We start from the raw sequence: 16,566 nt of genomic DNA, 5'->3' as shown, positions 1-16,566 counted from the left end.
TTCTTACTTATCTCGCCATGATCATGATGATGAGCCATATCTAAGCCTCCTTATGTTTATATAACAGAGTTTGACCACCTGCCACATCTGTCGCCCGTCATCGCAATTACTTTGCCATTTGCTTTAATTTGTATTATTTCACACTCGTTAGGACAAGCTTTGCAAATAAAGCTCGTTGTCTCAAACTTTTCCTCTGAAACCCCAAATCCTTTAAACCTAGTGTGATTGCCCGTTCGCTTCATTTCATCCTTTGCTAACATTGCGATACCTATCGCTCCCATAACATTGTAATACTTTGGAACAATTACTTCATGGCCTACTTCTTCTTCAAACGCCTTTTTTATCGCAATATTTGCCGCAACACCACCTTGGAATACAAAAACCGGCCTCAATTTTCTTCCTCTTACAAGGTTGTTCATATAATTTCTTACAAGCGCTTTTGAAAGACCTCTTAATATTTCCGCTTTACTAAAACCGTATTGCTGTTTCGAAATCATATCAGATTCTGCAAAGACTGTACATCTACCTGCGATTCTCACTTCTCGCTTTGCAGTCAACGCAATTTCCCCAAACTCCTCAATTTTTATTCCGAGTCTTTGCGCCTGGTGGTCAAGAAACGACCCTGTACCAGCAGCACAAACTGTATTCATAGCAAAATCAGCTATTGTCCCATCATTTATAATAATAAGTTTGGAGTCCTGTCCACCAATTTCAAAAATAGTACTAACATCTGGATGAAAGTGTAATGTAGCAGTAGCATGGGCAGTGATCTCATTTTTTACTACATCGGCACCAAGGACATATCCAAGAAGCTGTCTACCACTTCCAGTTACGCCAACCCCACCTATTTCTTTATTTGCCAATTCATTGTGTAATTTTGCTAGCTCATCCTTTACAGTGTCAATTGGTTGCCCAACATTTCTTACGTACGACTTGAATAAGACCTCGTTATTTTCATCAATGGCTACAACATTTATACTTACTGACCCTACATCAACACCAATATATATTTTCTCCACTTTTGTCTACCTCGCTATCCTTTTTCTGTGTTTTTTTAGTTTTATAACATCTAAAAAAGCTTCTATTCTCGTTAATACATTGGCAATCGCCATTTGCTCATCTACAGAAAGTGACAAAATTGGATAGTCATACTCTCTCATTATTTTATCTATCACACTTTGAGAAATAAGTTCTGGTAAACATCCAAAGGGTTTCAAGTGAATAACTCCATCAAATCCTCTTTCCATAAAATCAATTATTGCACCGACAGATTGCTTAGCATGGCCTCCAATTATTATCTCTATGTATTTTTCAGCTTTTTTCAAAATCTCGTGCTCTTTCTCCTTGTAAGAAGGCAAAGGTATCAAATTAAAATCAATCCATTCAGAAATATAATGGGACCTTTCAACCTCTGCACCATAACTATTTAAAACTTCTTCTATATTGCCATTTACAGAAGGTTCCATAACCACATATATTTCTCCCACTATTCCTATTCTAATTCTTTCTTCTTCCGGAACTTCACAAGTTTTTATACTATTTAATCTTTTAATAGCTTTTTCCTCAATAACTTTCACATCTTCAGAAGTTTTTATCTTCCTATACTCTTCTGCAATCTCATGCCATGCTTTAGTAAATTCACCTTTATTGCATTCATAAGCTCTTTTAACTTCAACAATTTTTTCTACTTTGTCCATAGATTTAGCCATATCGTAAACAGTTTTTACAGTTTTGAGAACTTTTCCCCAAGAATTATTACCTTTTATTTTTTTCACATTATCCATAAATCCCTTTAAATCTCTTTTAGGTTCGTCAAATATTATAAATTCAATGTCATAACCCATATTTTTGAGTATTTTCTTTTGAGCTTCTCCATAATAGCCCGCTCTGCAGGGACCATTCCCGCCAGAAGTTACTATAGTATCTGCTCCTAATTCGATAGCTTCAAGATACGTGCCTAAAATAACTTTTAGAGGAAAACAAGCAAATTCAGGGCTATATTTTACACCATAATTTATCGTTTTTTGAGACGGTCTCGGTGGCGTTACAACTTCGTGGCCAAGCAAACTAAACAATTTTTCATATATATAAGGCGAACCCATATAGGGAAATGTTATCTTCACTCAAATCACGCCTTCCTTAGACTTTTCTTCAGCTATAACAGAATCTTTATGCTTTTTTAACTTGATAAGGTCAGTAAAGGCCTCAACTCGTGTAATTATATGACTTTCACCTGTTTGCTCATCAATCCTTAAAGTCATAAAAGGTTTTTTATATTTTTCAGAATCTATAATTAAAAAAGGCTCAAGAATTGAATCAGGACCACAACCAAAGGCGGTAATATGAACAATACCGTCAATGTCGTCTCTTTCCATAAACTCATAAGCCGTACCTAAAAGCATATTAGTAAATTCCCAAAACATATTCTTTTTAAATTTTTTTAACTGCCGTTGTATTACCTTTTCTTCCATCATATCAAAAGTCACAACTTTTATGTTGAGCTTGCGAAAAACATTAAGCAAATCCATATTAACAAATCTATCATAAACATTATATACATAACCAATTAGACCTATAGTAATATCGCCATCATATTTTTTTGGTTCTTCATTTGTCAAAAGCTCATTTAAATCATAGCCTTGCTTATTTAAAACTCTAAATTCAAGCCATTTACTTCGAGCTTTTTTTAAAGCATTTTTTAAATCTCTTCTACTCACCCCTAATTTGTCAATAAAGACTGTGTAATTATGAAATTCCGCTATATCCGTACTCTTTGCTACTATACTATGGGTTAGAATTTTATCCTCAATGCCATCAAAAAGCCCTTTGATCATATCAGGTAATCCCATAAATTTAGGGCACATAAAAATACCTCTTCTTAAACTTACAAACCTTGGAATATATATATAATCAACATTCTTATCTAGCAAGTTTAAAATATGTCCTGTATATACTTTCATAGGTACACATATTTCAGCAACTGCCTCTTTCACACCGGCATCTAAAACACTCTTTGAAGTATCACCAGATGTGACCACCTCAAAGCCGAGGCTTTCAAAAAGAGTTTTCCAGAATGGATAATAAAAATAATACATTAAGGCTTTTGGAATACCAATTTTCATTATTTGTTCTCCTCTCCCAAAAACATCCTATATCATATTTTAAACCACTTCAGTCACTCTTTTCTACTCCCCTTACAAAAATTTCTATGGTTTTTTTGACAAATTCACTATCTCCAAAGCCAATTAACTTGTTACCATAAGAAACATTCATTAAAATAAAACCGAAATTCAGCGACATAAAAGCAAAGGCTAAAAGTTCAAAATTATCGGTATTTAATAATCCCTTCTCATACATTTTTTCAAAATATTTTATCAAAACTTCTTTAAAACCTTTTGGAATCTTCATCAAATATTCTTTCACTTCTTCAAAAATCTCTGGACTCCTTAAACCCATCATGATTTTAGCCTTTTCCTCTGTAAAGTTTTTATGATATTCATGTGCCAGCATAATTAAGTCTTCTTTTAAATTCCATATACATTTGTCCAATATTTTTTCATTTACAGGTTTTAATAATTCTAGCTCTTTTAATGCATAAAGCACTATATCTTTTTTGCTTCCAAAACATCTAAAAATTGTAACTTCATTTACTCCTGCTTCTTCTGCAATATTTTTTGTAGTTGTAGACTTATATCCTTTTTCAGAAATTAGTTTTAAAGTAGACATAACTATCTTTTCCTTCACCGAATCGCCCATCAAAACACCTCACAATATGTATGCAAGTAATTGCTTGCATACATATTATAACATATCTTTGCCATAAAACAAAAATGCTCTTTATTTATCTTCTTTCCTTATCAATCCAACACTCATACATCTTTTATTCTTTTCCCTTTGATTAACTAATTATTTCAACACTATAAACAATATATAAAAATATAACTTCGATTACCGCCAAATATTTAATTAAGCAGCAATCGAAGTTTATCATAGTTACTTTACTATACAAATCAACTTCCACTTTTCTCATCCTTCCATATAGATTATATTCGATTTTCCAAATATAGTTAAGTTAATTTTTTGTCAATTTAATCTTTGGGCTACTTTAAGCAAATATTCCTTAAAAAATTCTTCTTCATAATCTAAAAGTTCTGTATCGACATTTTCTATTGTATCTGTATACCAGTGGTAATTTCCTAGTCTGCCCTTTTCATCTTTTGCAAGAAACGCTATTGCATCAAATCCAGCGGCCATTGCTGGAAGAGCATCTGTAGGAAGGAGCAAATTTTTCATCTTTTGAACTTTGTCAGCGTGACCTTTTGCCATGTCCTCTGCTACGTCAAACAACAATTCACTCGCTCTTTTATAAAATACTATTCCTTCTCCCTCAAGATATGTAATTTTTCCACTTCCAAGATTGTCAAGTATTATAAATTGTGTATCTTTAGGAAGCTTTTTACCATACTTCTTTATAAAATTTTTCATCCCTCTTTCCCCAGCTTCTTCACTGCCAGTAAACAAGAATATTACATCCACATTGTCAGGAAATTTATCTTTGTTATTTATGTAGCAATTAGCCAATGCCAAAGTAAGAGCTGTCCCTGTCCCATTGTCATTAGCCCCCTGTGTGTATCTACCTGTCACTTCACATATAGCCATAAATATTACAGTTACAAAAACAATAAAAAGCCCAAGATACAACGAGATATAAGCTATAACATTAAGTTTTAAGGCTTTTAGCAAAATCCCAATAGGAACTAACCCAAATCCTACATAACAAATGTTATAAATAATACTCAGTTTATCTACAATTTTAGGATGAAACATAAGACTTCCTCTTTGCGTATCATAATGAGCTGATACAATTATTCTTTTGCTGCGGCTTTCATCAAAAGTTGTAAAAACATTTTGAGACAAATGCCTTGGCATTATGCTTGTTTCAATTGGCTTACCACTTACTTCTAATAGCAAAAGACTTATTGCAAATAAACTGAGTAAAAATGCTGCTATTTCTAAAGGTCTACCGTACATCAATGAGAATAAGCCGCAAATAAATAGCAAAACACCCACTTGTAAAGGAAGCATATAGAGATTATCTCTTGTAGTTTTAAAAGTCTGGATTTCAACTTTATAACCCATCTTTTTTAATTCATTTAAAATATAGTCTGCAGCTTGCTTTTCATTTTTTGTTGCGGAACCTCTATGTCCAAACTTAGTCAATTCTTTTAAATAGTAAATACTTTTCAAATTAAAAGCCCCCTTTCAATAGAATACTTATATTATGTATTTTTTACTGCGCTACATGCTCAATTTATTATCACTCATTATAAAGCGCTTTACCTATATGCTATTTTAGCTATACTTTCAAAATATTGTTAATATCCGACCTCCATTTATCTTAATAATACCACATTTGTAAAAAAAGCATACTCGAAAGCCAGGCTTTCAAGTATGCTTTAAATTTTTTATGGCCTCCCATTTCCTCTGTTCGGAAAAAGTTTTTGCAAAATATTCGAGTTCGAGTTGGTATCTTGTGTATTATCAGGATTTGTCTGAGTATTGCCATTATTATTAGGTGGTGTATTGGGTAATTGTTCATCAGGAGGCTGTGCGTTGTTGTTATTATTATCAGAAGACGGCTGCTGGCTATTATCAGGCGGCACAGTTTCATTAGTAGGTTCATTATTTTCTGGCAATATTGAAGTTGTGTCATCATATTCTGTCGGTACTACATACTTGCCATCTCGTGCCACCGCATTTTGCTCTGGTGTTCTTCCTGGTGGATCTATAAATACAGCATCTTTTACTAGGTCAGGAGGCGTTAAGTCAGTTGCAAGTTTTCCGTTTTGAGAATTTATTTTTACTGCAACATGAACACTGCAATAGGTAGTAGGCTGAGTACCCTGTGCAAAAATTTCAGTATAGGCTCTACCACCTCTAGGATCCAAATGACATAAATCTGTAGGAAGTTCTCCTGAATCTTTACATACTGTGGCAGAAATAATTCCTGGTGGTCTTACAAAATCTTTATATGGCAAATCTTTGTGTATTTGAAGCATCACTGTCTTCCATAACTGGGCAGGGTAAGTGCCTCCTACTACGTTTCTACCCGTTCTACTATCGTATAGTGATATGGAATTGTTATCATACCCCATCCACACAGTAGCAACATAATAAGGTGTAAATCCTGAAAACCATGCATTAGTGTACTTATCAGTAGTACCAGTTTTGCCAGCAACAGGCATATTGGGAAGTTTTGCACGAGAACCTGTCCCGTATTTTACAACGTCTTGCATCATGCTTGTCAATATATAGGCACTTTGCTCGCTTAAAACTACATGTCGTAAGGGTTTATTTTCTAAAATTAAGTTCCCTTCAGAATCTGTGACTTTCGTAAAAGTAATAGGTGTTGTATATACTCCCCCATTTGCAATTGCTCCATAAGCAGCAGCCTCCTGAAGAGGCGTGATACCCTTGTAAAGTCCTCCAAGAGCAAGAGCAGGCAAATACATGTCGTTGTCAGTTATAGTAAGTCCAAATTTTTTACCGTAGTTTGCAGAAGTAGCTATACCTATCCTATCAACAACTTTGACAGCTGGGACGTTTAAGGAATCAGTCAAGGCTTCCCTCAACGTTACAAGTCCTCTATAGGTAGAACTTTCATAATTGTGAGGGGTCCAATTACCAAAACTCGTTGGAACATCATCAACTACTGTTGCTGCTGTAAGACCACTTTCCAAAGCCGGGCCATAAACCGTCAGAGGTTTTATTGAAGAACCCGGTTGTCTATAAGCTTGAGTTGCCCTATTGAATCCTCTAACTATATTTGAGGAATCCCGTCCTCCAACAATTCCCTTAACCTCTCCTGTTTTCCAATCCATTACAACCATTGCACCCTGAACTTCTTCTTTAATCTTTGAATTAACGGGAAAAAGTTCTGGGTTTTTAAAAGCTTCTTCAATATAACTTTGTATTTTTAAATCCATTGTTGAATAAATTCTGAGTCCTCCATTGTATATTTTGTTTATTGCTTCGTCATGAGAAATACTGAGTTTTTTAGACAATTCCTCTGCTACATCATTTATAACTTGGTCTATAAAATATTTATGGTCATATGTGGTAAAATCCGTTTTCTTAAATTCCAATTTTTCTGCTATTGCTTCATCATACTGTTCTTTAGTAATATAACCTTGTTCAAGCATTTTCTGTAAAACAAGATGTTGTCTTTTTGTAGCAGCCTCTAAATTGGCATAAGGTGAATACAGTGACGGGTTATTAGTAATGCCAGCAATCATAGCACACTCGGCTAAACTTAACTGGCTTACATCTTTGCCAAAATAAGCTAATGCTGCTGCTTGAACGCCATAAGCATTTACGTCAGGTCCTCCAAGGTATATGGTGTTGAGATAAGCTTCAAGTATTTGCTGTTTCGAATATTTTTGTTCCAGTTGCCACGCAAGAATAGCCTCTTGTATTTTTCTTGTGAGCGTCTTCTCACTAGAAAGCATAGTATTTTTTACAAGCTGTTGTGTTATAGTACTTGCTCCTTGAACTGGTTTGCCTCCTGCTTTAATATCAGCAATAAGGGCTCCAATGATTCTTTTAGGATCAATCCCTAAATTATTTTTATAAAACCTTTGGTCTTCTATAGCAACAAAAGCATTCTGCAAATCTTTAGGTATTTTTTCTATAGGAACCCATAGCCTATTGTCAGCACCATGAAGTATTGCAACTCTCTGCCACTGACCATTGCTGTCCTTTGCATACACAATGGAGGATTGCCTTTGCGCTGTTAAAGCCTCTTGCGAAATCGGAGGAGTATTTTTAATTATAGCTAAAACTTTTCCTCCAATTGCCCCAATCCCAGCAAATATTAAAATTATGACAGCATATATTATAAACTTTAAAATGACCACTGCCGTACTTTTATTTTTCCCCTTTACTTTATGCTTTTTCCTTTCACTACGCTTTAAATTTGCGTTATTATTCATATTGATCCCCCATATTAAAAATTACTAATTTCTACTGTGCCATATTGATTATATCACAAATTATATCAATTTTTTATGACCAATTTGTAACAAATTATTAATTAATAATAAAAAAATATAAAAATCTATAAAAAAGCCAGTCAATAAATGACTGACTCTTTGAAAGATTACTTTGCTAATTTATATATATTAATGACATCTTCCTTTCCTAGTTTTACAAAATTACCAATCTTTTTGTTGCCATTGTCTGTACACTTATTGGCCATCTCTTCAAATCTGTCATCAGAAATACCTGCTTCTTTGAGCGTAACAGGAAGACCAATCTCTTTAAAAAATTCCGTCATGCGCTTTATGCCTTCTAATGCTATATCTTCGAGATTTTCATAAGGTAGGTCCACATCCCATACTCTTACAGCAAATTGTACAAAGCGATTTATATTATGCTTGTATACGTACTTCATCCAGGCTGGAAAGACAATCGCAAGTCCTGCACCATGGGCAATATCGTAAATAGCACTTAATTCATGTTCAATTTTATGGGAAGCCCAATCTCCTATTCTTCCTGTGCTTAGTAAGTCATTGTGTGCAATGGTACCAGCCCACATAATTTCTGCCCTTGCATTATAATTTGTGGGATCTTTTAGTACTATACGCACATTATTTATAACAGTTTTTAAAGTAGCTTCACAAAGCCTATCAGTCAAATCAACATTTTTGACATTTGTAAAATACCTTTCCATTACGTGTGCCATAATGTCTGCAACACCACAGGCCGTTTGATAATTGGGTAATGTATATGTAAGCTCTGGATTCATAATTGCAAACTTAGGTCTTATCAAGTCATGGTGAAATCCTCTTTTGTACCATCCGTTTTCATTTGTAATAACTGTAGCATCACTCGCTTCACTTCCTGTTGCAGGAATAGTTAAAATTACACCTACAGGTAAGGCCCTTTCAAGCTTCGCTTTTCCTACAAAAAAGTCCCACACATTGCCATCATAGGGTACACCCATTGCAATAGCCTTTGCAGTGTCAATGACACTTCCTCCACCAACAGCTAAGATAAAATCGATATTGTTTTCTCGGCATAATTTTATTCCTTCCTGCACAAGACCAAGCCTTGGATTAGGCTTTACACCTGACAGCTCTATAAACTCAATCCCAGCCTCTTTTAAAGAATCTACAACTTTATCATATAAACCAGTCTTCTTTATGCTTCCTCCCCCATAACAAAGCAGCACTTTACTGCTGTAATTTTTTACCTCTTCACCCACTTGATGTTCTGTTCCCTTACCAAAAATAATTTTTGTAGGGCTTGAAAAAACAAAGTTCTCCATAAAACCACTCCCCTGAAAGTTTTTTATCGTGTTGCCATATGTGAAGTTATCAAGATGTCAAAACACATTAATAAAAATGTCCTTTAGAAAATTATAACACAAAGGGAGAAAATAATGAAATATGAAAATAAGGAAATTTTTGTTAATAATTATAAATTGCAATCCTCAATTTTATCCGATGTTTAGCAAACCATTCTTCCATAATCATTTTTTTAATTATATCGACGACTTGTTTTGCAAATTGTTTTGTATAAGACAAAGGGGATGGTTCCTTTCATCCGAAAAATTCAGACAAGAGGAACCGTCCCCTTTGTCTCAGTCCCCTTTGTCTCACTTTGTCTCATAGTATTCCTCGGAATGATTCCTTCTTTTTATTTGAGCCTATCGCCGGGCAGCAGCATTATAATAGTCTCTCTCATAATTATAGGTTTAGCAAACATAAAAAAGGCAGGTAATTAAACTACCTTTTTCTCATTTTTTTAACTAGGATTTCTATGATTTGCTTTTAACTATATCTTAAAATTATATATCCTATATACAAAAATAATAGAGAAACAAATATATCTAATATATTTACTATATTTGCAAAAAATTTCATATCCATAGATATAATAGATTTAATAATTACAATAATGCTAAATAAGCCAATTATAGTAAATATTATTCCAACAATTTTTAACAATCTTTTTCTTAATTCCAATTATTAAATCCTCCTAACTCCAAAAATATTCTTTTAGAAAGCAATTATACTATCTTGCCTTATGCTACAAATTCAAATTCCTAACTATGTTATATTTTTTTTGTAATAATTCAAGTTTTGATTTCATTGTCATATCTTTTACGTTATTTAAATCATCGGCAAAAGCAAAGTTAAAAGATGGAAAGTAAGAAATAATACAACTAGAAGCAATGAAACTAACTTTTTATCAATTTTTTCCTACCCTTAATATTAAGTATTTTTTGATCAATTCTTTAGCGAATTGATTTCTTTACTTTCATTTTACAGCGATATTTTCCCAATGTCTACTATATTTTTGTATAGTTTTTTTATTTTTATGTAAAAACTATACAAAAATATAGTCTTTATGTTAATCAATCTCCATTAAATTTACTCGCTTTTACAACTTTTAAAGCAGGTTAATTACCTGCCTTACGAATTAGAATATTCAAACACCTCTGTTTCTTTTGAAATAAAGATTGTCAATTGGCAATACCCAAAGCCTCCATTGCCCTCTATATCTATTCCTGATGCCTTTTTATAATATACGGCCCATGTAACTTTTGAGCAATACAAGTTTTCATCATCGCTTTTATCTACCCTCCAACTGTAAGGTATTCCAACAAACTTAGACACTTTCTCAACTGCTTTGGCTCTCTCTTGCATTCAAAAATCTGGCTCTGCAGACAAATCAGACAAAGGGGACGGTTCCTCCTTTGTCTCATTATATTCTAGTTAAAACTAAAAGGCGGGCATTCAGAAAAATACCCACCCAAACTCTTGGCAAAGAACCAACACAAAAATACCCAAGGACTTTATCATCTGTAAAACTATAGTTTCTGGAAACTCTCGAATAATATCTAAAAAATGTTTTTGTTTATATAATTAAAAAATTTTTATATTTTAATATATTTCTATATATTTGTCAATTATAAGTAAAAAATATAGGGCAAATCTGGCTCATTTGTAAAACAATCATCAAAACCGCGAGGGTAATGATATTCAATTTTATCTTTATCGTCCGGATATACAAATTTGCCTCCTACTTGCCAGATAAAAGGTTTGAATTTATATTGCAATCTATTTTTCTTCATTTCGTATAGAACACTTATTTCTTTGGGATCTGCCTGAAAGTTAGTCCAAATATCATAATGAACAGGAATTATAACTTTTGTATTTAATGCTTCTGCCATTCTCAACACATCACATGCCGTCATTTTGTCTGTAACTCCTCTTGGATTTTCCCCAAACGATGCTAATGCTACATCAATTTGGTGATCATTTCCGTGTTTTGCATAATAATTAGAATAATGTGAATCACCACTGTGATAAATATTCCCTCCTGGAGTTTTAACAAGATAATTTACAGCTTTTTTATTAAGATCATCAAGTAGTCTGCCTTTTAAAGTAATTCCTTTCGGCGCTGTGATTGCAGCTGTCCGATCAAAAGATTCAAGTGCTAATATTTCAACGTCCTTAATTTTAATTGCATCACCCGGTTTTACAATAATACATCGTTCTTTAGGTACTCCCCAACTAATCCAGAGGTCAGCGCAAGTCTTTGGGCCTATAAAAGGAACAGAATCATCACAATTTTTAATAATAGCTGCTGCAACATTTATATCAATATGATCACTGTGATCATGCGTTGCCAACACAGCGTCAATTTTTCTAATTGCGAATGGATCTAAAACAACTGGTACGTTCCTAAGATTGGGTTGTAATTTCCTACCCCCTGTCATCCTAGCCATTTGATGATGTGCATCCATATATTGCTTTGTTTTTGTCCTTTTACCACTCCCCACCCAAAAATCAATGCAGATATTCGTGCCATTTTCAGTTTTAATCCAAATACCAGCACACCCTAGCCACCACATAGCAAAAGTATTAGGTTGGACTACTTCTTCTTCTATTTCTTCATTAAGCCATGTACCCCATTCAGGAAAAGTATTTAATATCCACGTTTCTCTTGTAATCTCTTCTATTTTAGTCATCTAGAAACACATCCTTTCTAAATACTTGATTTTGTTTATTTTGTTATACATTAAAAGTGAATATATATAATGGAAACGCCACCAGTATACTAAGAAGCGAAATCCCATTTCTTGAATAAAATAACCTAAGCTCAGAATCTTTCATTGTTATTTCGCCACCAGCAAATTCTGATATACATTTTTTCTATATTCCCTATTTTTTACAAGACACTGCATGTCTTTATATTCAATTCAGGGTTATATATAATATTTCTAAGATTAATAATTTTATTATATTGGTCTTTCTTGCTTAACTTAATTTTTCAATATCATATTATTTTAGCAAAACGTTCAAGGCCAAAAACTCTTTGATAATCACTGCAACGAGTTGAAAAAAATTACTTTACCGGGGTACATAATCCCAAAATCCTGATACTTATTTTTGACCATAGTAAGCATTGGAACCGTGCTTTCTGAAATAATGCCGGTCTAAAAGTGCTTTACATATTGGGCTTGCATGGCTATTGATGTTTTCCGTCATAAATGCGATTTTAGCTACTTCCTCCAAAACTACTGCATTGTATACAGCTTCTCCTGGATTTTTTCCCCAAACAAAAGGACCATGACCGCTAACTAACACACCTGGAACCTTAAGAGGATCCAATCCTTTTTCTTTGATAGTTCTTATTATGAGATTGCCGGTCTGTACCTCATAATCATTTTTTATTTCCTCTTCTTTCATCGCTCTAGTACAGGGAATAGTACCGTAGAAATAATCCGCGTGGGTGGTTCCATAAACTGGGATATCTCGACTAGCTTGAGCCCAAGCTGTAGCCCAAGGCGAATGAGTGTGCGTTATGCCTCCTATTTCTGGAAAAGCCTTATAAAGTGCTAAATGCGTAGGGGTATCTGATGATGGGCGATACCTACCTTCTATCACGTTACCCTCAAGGTCCAAAACAACCATGTGGTCTTCTGTCATTTCTTCATAGCTGACACCACTGGCTTTTATCACTACGAGACCCTGCCGGCGATCTATTCCGCTAACATTCCCCCAGGTGTATATGACCATGCCTTTATTTTTAATCTCTAAGTTAGCTTCAAGAACCTCCTTCTTTAAAATTTCAAGCATCAAAATCCCCCCTCTTTTAACCGAGCTATAACCCACTCCTTTGCTGAAATCACTTCTGCAACAGGATCCTGGGATTTCTCGGACCACATTTCAATTACAAAAGGCCCTTTGTAACCAAGTTTTTTCAATATGCTAAAAGCGGTCACGAAATCTACACATCCCGATCCAAAGGGAACATCTCTAAACTTTCCCTTACAAGTATCAGTAACTGCTAAAGTGTCTTTTACGTGTACAGCAACTATTTTGTGAAAACCCTTTTCGATCTCTTTTACTACATCATTATTCCACGCCGATAAGTTTCCCAGATCGGGGTATACCGCAAACCATGGTGAGTTAAACATTTCTTCAATCTCGAGATATTTAGTAATCGAATTTATAAAAGGAGTATCCATGACCTCCATTGCCAGCATAACTTGATACTTTTCCGCCAATTCTATAGAACGCTCCAATCCTTCAAAAAACCATCGTCGCGTTTTTGGGGTTGATTTTTCATAATAAACGTCGTATCCAGCCATTTGAATCACTCTAATGCCCGTATCTTTTGCAAATAAAATAGCTTTATGCATTAATTCCATCGCTTTGTCTCTTATTTGTTTTGAATTACTCCCCAGAGGATATCGGCGGTGACCACTAAAGCACATAGTCATTATAGGCACACCACTAGCGAAAATATCCTGAACTAGCCGAATTTTTTGCTCCTTTGGCCAGTAGAGTCTTTCCAAGCGTTCATCACTTTCGTCGATAGAAATTTCTACAAAATCAAAACCTAGCTCTCGAGCCAATTTCAGGCGGCAGAACCAGTCTAAATTTTTAGGCAATGCTTTCTCATAAATACCTATTAGATTTTCCATCTTACTTCCAATATTTCATGATTTCCTGTTTAAACTGATTCGCCGCCTGGTTAGGATATTTAGCCTCTCGGATTGCCCTTCCAGCAATAAAGACGTAAATAGGTAGGTCCTTAAATAGTTTAATATCTTCGGCGGTAATACCTCCAGTAACCGTTACGTTAAATCCCATGCTGCAAAGTTTTTCAATTTTATTTAAATCTTCCGGCCCCCATTTTACTCCAGATGCTTGAGCATCCCGCGACCGGTGATATACGACCTGTTTTACTCCTACGCTTCTCCATTGCTGCGCCTGATCAAAACTCCAGTGTCCAATCAATTCGATCTGGATATCTTTCTCTGCCTGCCTTGCAATCTCCAAGGCACCTTTAACTGTTGAAATGTCAGCAGAGCATATAACCGTCGTCCAATCAGCTCCGACATCAAACATCATAGACGTTATTATTTTCCCAGCATCAGCTATTTTTGCATCTGCAACTATTATCTTGTTTGGATATAAAGTTTTAAGGTATTTTACAACTCTTTTTCCCTCAGAACAAAGTAGAATAGTTCCAACTTCGATAATATCTATTTCGTTAACCACATCTTTTATATCAGTTATTGCTTCAGAAAAACTAGCATTGTCTAAGGCAATCTGTAATTTTGGAAACATTTTAAACCCTCCCTTAAAGTCTCATCAAATATTCCTTGATCTTTTCCTCAATTTCTTTTTCGGACATAAGATTTATCAACCCAATTATTTTAGTCCTATTATTATCAATACAACTAAAATTCGACATTAAGTGCTTAGGGCAAAATATTACATCGTAATTTTCACCAACCGATTTAGCTTCTCCCACACTCATATGATCGACCTTTGCTGATATATTCAGCTTTTTAAGTGTCTTTTCTATTTTCATTTTTATAAGCTGACTCGATCCCATCCCATTTCCACAAGCCGCAATTACTCTGAGCATTTCAGCACCTCCTCATATACCTCCTAAGTAGCAGTAAAAAACTAAGTTACAGTACATCAAACCCTCACGCGTGAGGGTTTGATGTATAACGTCGGTGTCATACCAGGCACTTTGTAACATTCTAAATACAAAAGGAAGCTAACCTACCTCAAAGTAGTGGTCTTTACTTTTAGTATACTGGAATTGAGGAATAAGTAGCATCAAGATTATTACTGCAATTATGCCTAAAACATGCAATTTACCGATAATTAAACCTATAACAGGCCATAGAGTATCCCAATCAAAGTTGCCGTGCCATCCACCGTATTGATACAAACCGAAGTACATAGCTGCAAAAGCTCCTCCTAACACCTGAATTATGCCCGATAAAAAGGTTAATATGGCAGCAGCCTTGAAACCGCCTTTTTTGTTGGCAAAAACAGCCAAGGTCGCATTGTCAAAAAATACTGGAACAAATCCAGGTATTATCATGATTGGCGACTTAAAGATGAATAGTGCCGCTACAGCTAAAAACTGGCCAATAGCTCCAAAGATGAATCCCCATAGTACTGCATTGGGAGAAGAAAATGCATAGGTAGCAGCGCAGTCTACAGCGGGTAGCGAACCTGGAAGTACTCGGTCCGCTATGCCTTGGAAAGAATTGACTAGCTCAGCTACAAACATGCGCACACCACTCATTAAAATCACAAGATAAACGGCAAACATGAGGGATTTAGATACTATATAAGTAGGAAAAGCTAGAGTTGGTGTAAAACTACTGTCAATTTCTCTCATAAATGGTTCCCCTAGGATTATCATGATGGTCCCGAAAAATACCAGCATCAGTGTCCCTGAGGCTACCACGTTGTCGTTAAACATAGAAAGCCATCCGGGCAGTTTTAGATTTTCTACAGACTTTTCCTTATCCCCAATTTTACCAGCTATTTTATCGCTCAACCATACACCAAGCATTTGCTGGTGACCTACTGCAAAACCAGCATTTCCCGTTAAATCCCGAGTAGCTTCCACTGTCAAATTCGAAAAAACAGCCCAATATGTTCCTACTAGAAGACCTACAAGAATTGCACCCTGCACATTTCTCATAGCTGGTAATGCCAGAAACACCAGCCACGTAGCAGTAGTAGCTTGTTGAACCATAATATGACCGGTTATGAAAAGCGTTCTAATCTTTGTATGTTTCCTGAATAAAACTAGTATTATATTCCAGACAAAACCTATCAGTAGGGAAATTAGTGTCCACGAAGATGTAAGGCCAATACTCTTCAACCCCTCGTTCACCGCATTCAGACCAAAATAAGGGTCAATAACAGCAGCATTAAGATTAAAACGCTCATTAAGCCCTGCTAGGATAGGACGAAAAGTAACGACTAAACCGCCAGCACCGACGTTTAAAAGCATATATCCAACAGTAGCTTTAATAAACCCTCCAAAAGCTTCATAAAAAGGCTTTCTGAGAAGAAGGTAACCTATCATTACAATCAACCCTACAAAAAATTCGGGTTTTGTGAGGATATTATTGGAAAATAATTCAAATCCATGAATAATTATTTGCATTGCATAATCCCTCCACTTTCGTTACTGGTTTTTGTTATTGGTCTCTGTCAAGAGCCA

Annotated in this window: 15 protein-coding genes; all 15 read right to left on the bottom strand. The window is 35.0% G+C overall.

Annotated elements, in window-relative coordinates:
• Window positions 1-56 precede the first annotated feature (56 nt).
• Window positions 57-1,019: an acyl-CoA dehydratase activase gene (locus TMATH_RS01795; RefSeq protein WP_012994430.1), complete on the bottom strand. Its 963-nt coding sequence runs from the start codon at window positions 1,017-1,019 to the stop codon at window positions 57-59.
• Between the two features lie 6 nt (window positions 1,020-1,025).
• Window positions 1,026-2,123, bottom strand: coding sequence for an acyl-CoA dehydratase activase-related protein (locus tag TMATH_RS01790; RefSeq protein ID WP_013149749.1), 1,098 nt, complete (start codon window positions 2,121-2,123; stop codon window positions 1,026-1,028).
• On the bottom strand, window positions 2,124-3,122 hold the full coding sequence (locus TMATH_RS01785; protein WP_012994428.1) for an acyl-CoA dehydratase activase-related protein: 999 nt from the start codon (window positions 3,120-3,122) through the stop codon (window positions 2,124-2,126).
• A gap of 49 nt (window positions 3,123-3,171) precedes the next feature.
• Window positions 3,172-3,756: a TetR/AcrR family transcriptional regulator gene (locus TMATH_RS01780; RefSeq protein ID WP_012994427.1), complete on the bottom strand. Its 585-nt coding sequence runs from the start codon at window positions 3,754-3,756 to the stop codon at window positions 3,172-3,174.
• 327 nt (window positions 3,757-4,083) lie between these two features.
• The gene (locus TMATH_RS01775) at window positions 4,084-5,247 is read right to left on the bottom strand and encodes a M28 family metallopeptidase (protein WP_013149748.1); all 1,164 of its coding nucleotides are present in this window, start codon (window positions 5,245-5,247) and stop codon (window positions 4,084-4,086) included.
• A 218-nt stretch (window positions 5,248-5,465) separates the two neighbouring features.
• The gene (locus tag TMATH_RS01770) at window positions 5,466-7,991 is read right to left on the bottom strand and encodes a transglycosylase domain-containing protein (RefSeq protein WP_013149747.1); all 2,526 of its coding nucleotides are present in this window, start codon (window positions 7,989-7,991) and stop codon (window positions 5,466-5,468) included.
• Window positions 7,992-8,158: 167 nt separating this feature from the next.
• Entirely contained in the window at window positions 8,159-9,328 is a 1,170-nt protein-coding gene (locus TMATH_RS01765; RefSeq protein ID WP_013149746.1) for an iron-containing alcohol dehydrogenase, read from the bottom strand.
• Window positions 9,329-9,833: 505 nt separating this feature from the next.
• Window positions 9,834-10,028 carry a hypothetical protein gene (locus TMATH_RS01760; protein WP_013149745.1) on the bottom strand — a complete coding sequence of 65 codons (195 nt, stop codon included), beginning with the start codon at window positions 10,026-10,028 and terminating at the stop codon, window positions 9,834-9,836.
• Window positions 10,029-10,478: 450 nt separating this feature from the next.
• Window positions 10,479-10,682 carry a hypothetical protein gene (locus TMATH_RS01755; protein WP_232192601.1) on the bottom strand — a complete coding sequence of 68 codons (204 nt, stop codon included), beginning with the start codon at window positions 10,680-10,682 and terminating at the stop codon, window positions 10,479-10,481.
• Between the two features lie 293 nt (window positions 10,683-10,975).
• A complete protein-coding gene (gene ulaG, locus TMATH_RS01750; RefSeq protein ID WP_013149744.1) occupies window positions 10,976-12,040 on the bottom strand; it encodes an L-ascorbate 6-phosphate lactonase in 1,065 nt (354 codons plus the stop codon).
• Window positions 12,041-12,455: 415 nt separating this feature from the next.
• Window positions 12,456-13,151 carry an L-ribulose-5-phosphate 4-epimerase gene (locus TMATH_RS01745; protein WP_013149743.1) on the bottom strand — a complete coding sequence of 232 codons (696 nt, stop codon included), beginning with the start codon at window positions 13,149-13,151 and terminating at the stop codon, window positions 12,456-12,458.
• A complete protein-coding gene (locus TMATH_RS01740; protein ID WP_013149742.1) occupies window positions 13,151-14,002 on the bottom strand; it encodes an L-ribulose-5-phosphate 3-epimerase in 852 nt (283 codons plus the stop codon). The genes TMATH_RS01745 and TMATH_RS01740 overlap by 1 nt, the downstream gene beginning before the upstream one ends.
• Before the next feature lies 1 nt (window position 14,003).
• The gene (locus TMATH_RS01735; protein ID WP_013149741.1) at window positions 14,004-14,651 is read right to left on the bottom strand and encodes a 3-keto-L-gulonate-6-phosphate decarboxylase UlaD; all 648 of its coding nucleotides are present in this window, start codon (window positions 14,649-14,651) and stop codon (window positions 14,004-14,006) included.
• A 13-nt stretch (window positions 14,652-14,664) separates the two neighbouring features.
• The gene (locus TMATH_RS01730) at window positions 14,665-14,955 is read right to left on the bottom strand and encodes a PTS sugar transporter subunit IIB (protein WP_013149740.1); all 291 of its coding nucleotides are present in this window, start codon (window positions 14,953-14,955) and stop codon (window positions 14,665-14,667) included.
• Window positions 14,956-15,093: 138 nt separating this feature from the next.
• Complete coding sequence (locus TMATH_RS01725; protein WP_013149739.1) at window positions 15,094-16,509, bottom strand: PTS ascorbate transporter subunit IIC; 1,416 nt, start codon at window positions 16,507-16,509, stop codon at window positions 15,094-15,096.
• Window positions 16,510-16,566 lie beyond the last annotated feature (57 nt).

The organism is Thermoanaerobacter mathranii subsp. mathranii str. A3 (assembly GCF_000092965.1).
GTDB classification, from domain to species: Bacteria; Bacillota; Thermoanaerobacteria; order Thermoanaerobacterales; family Thermoanaerobacteraceae; genus Thermoanaerobacter; species Thermoanaerobacter thermocopriae.
Note: the sequence above shows the minus strand (reverse complement) of the source record. Positions and strands in the feature narration are given on the sequence as shown.

Coding starts and splice junctions, on each gene's coding strand:
- TMATH_RS01785 (WP_012994428.1), bottom strand. CDS start 3,122: ATGAAAATTGGTATTCCAAAAGCCTTAATGTATTATTTTTATTATCCA.
- TMATH_RS01780 (WP_012994427.1), bottom strand. CDS start 3,756: ATGGGCGATTCGGTGAAGGAAAAGATAGTTATGTCTACTTTAAAACTA.
- TMATH_RS01770 (WP_013149747.1), bottom strand. CDS start 7,991: ATGAATAATAACGCAAATTTAAAGCGTAGTGAAAGGAAAAAGCATAAA.
- TMATH_RS01765 (WP_013149746.1), bottom strand. CDS start 9,328: ATGGAGAACTTTGTTTTTTCAAGCCCTACAAAAATTATTTTTGGTAAG.
- ulaG (WP_013149744.1), bottom strand. CDS start 12,040: ATGACTAAAATAGAAGAGATTACAAGAGAAACGTGGATATTAAATACT.
- TMATH_RS01745 (WP_013149743.1), bottom strand. CDS start 13,151: ATGCTTGAAATTTTAAAGAAGGAGGTTCTTGAAGCTAACTTAGAGATT.
- TMATH_RS01740 (WP_013149742.1), bottom strand. CDS start 14,002: ATGGAAAATCTAATAGGTATTTATGAGAAAGCATTGCCTAAAAATTTA.
- TMATH_RS01735 (WP_013149741.1), bottom strand. CDS start 14,651: ATGTTTCCAAAATTACAGATTGCCTTAGACAATGCTAGTTTTTCTGAA.
- TMATH_RS01730 (WP_013149740.1), bottom strand. CDS start 14,955: ATGCTCAGAGTAATTGCGGCTTGTGGAAATGGGATGGGATCGAGTCAG.
- TMATH_RS01725 (WP_013149739.1), bottom strand. CDS start 16,509: ATGCAAATAATTATTCATGGATTTGAATTATTTTCCAATAATATCCTC.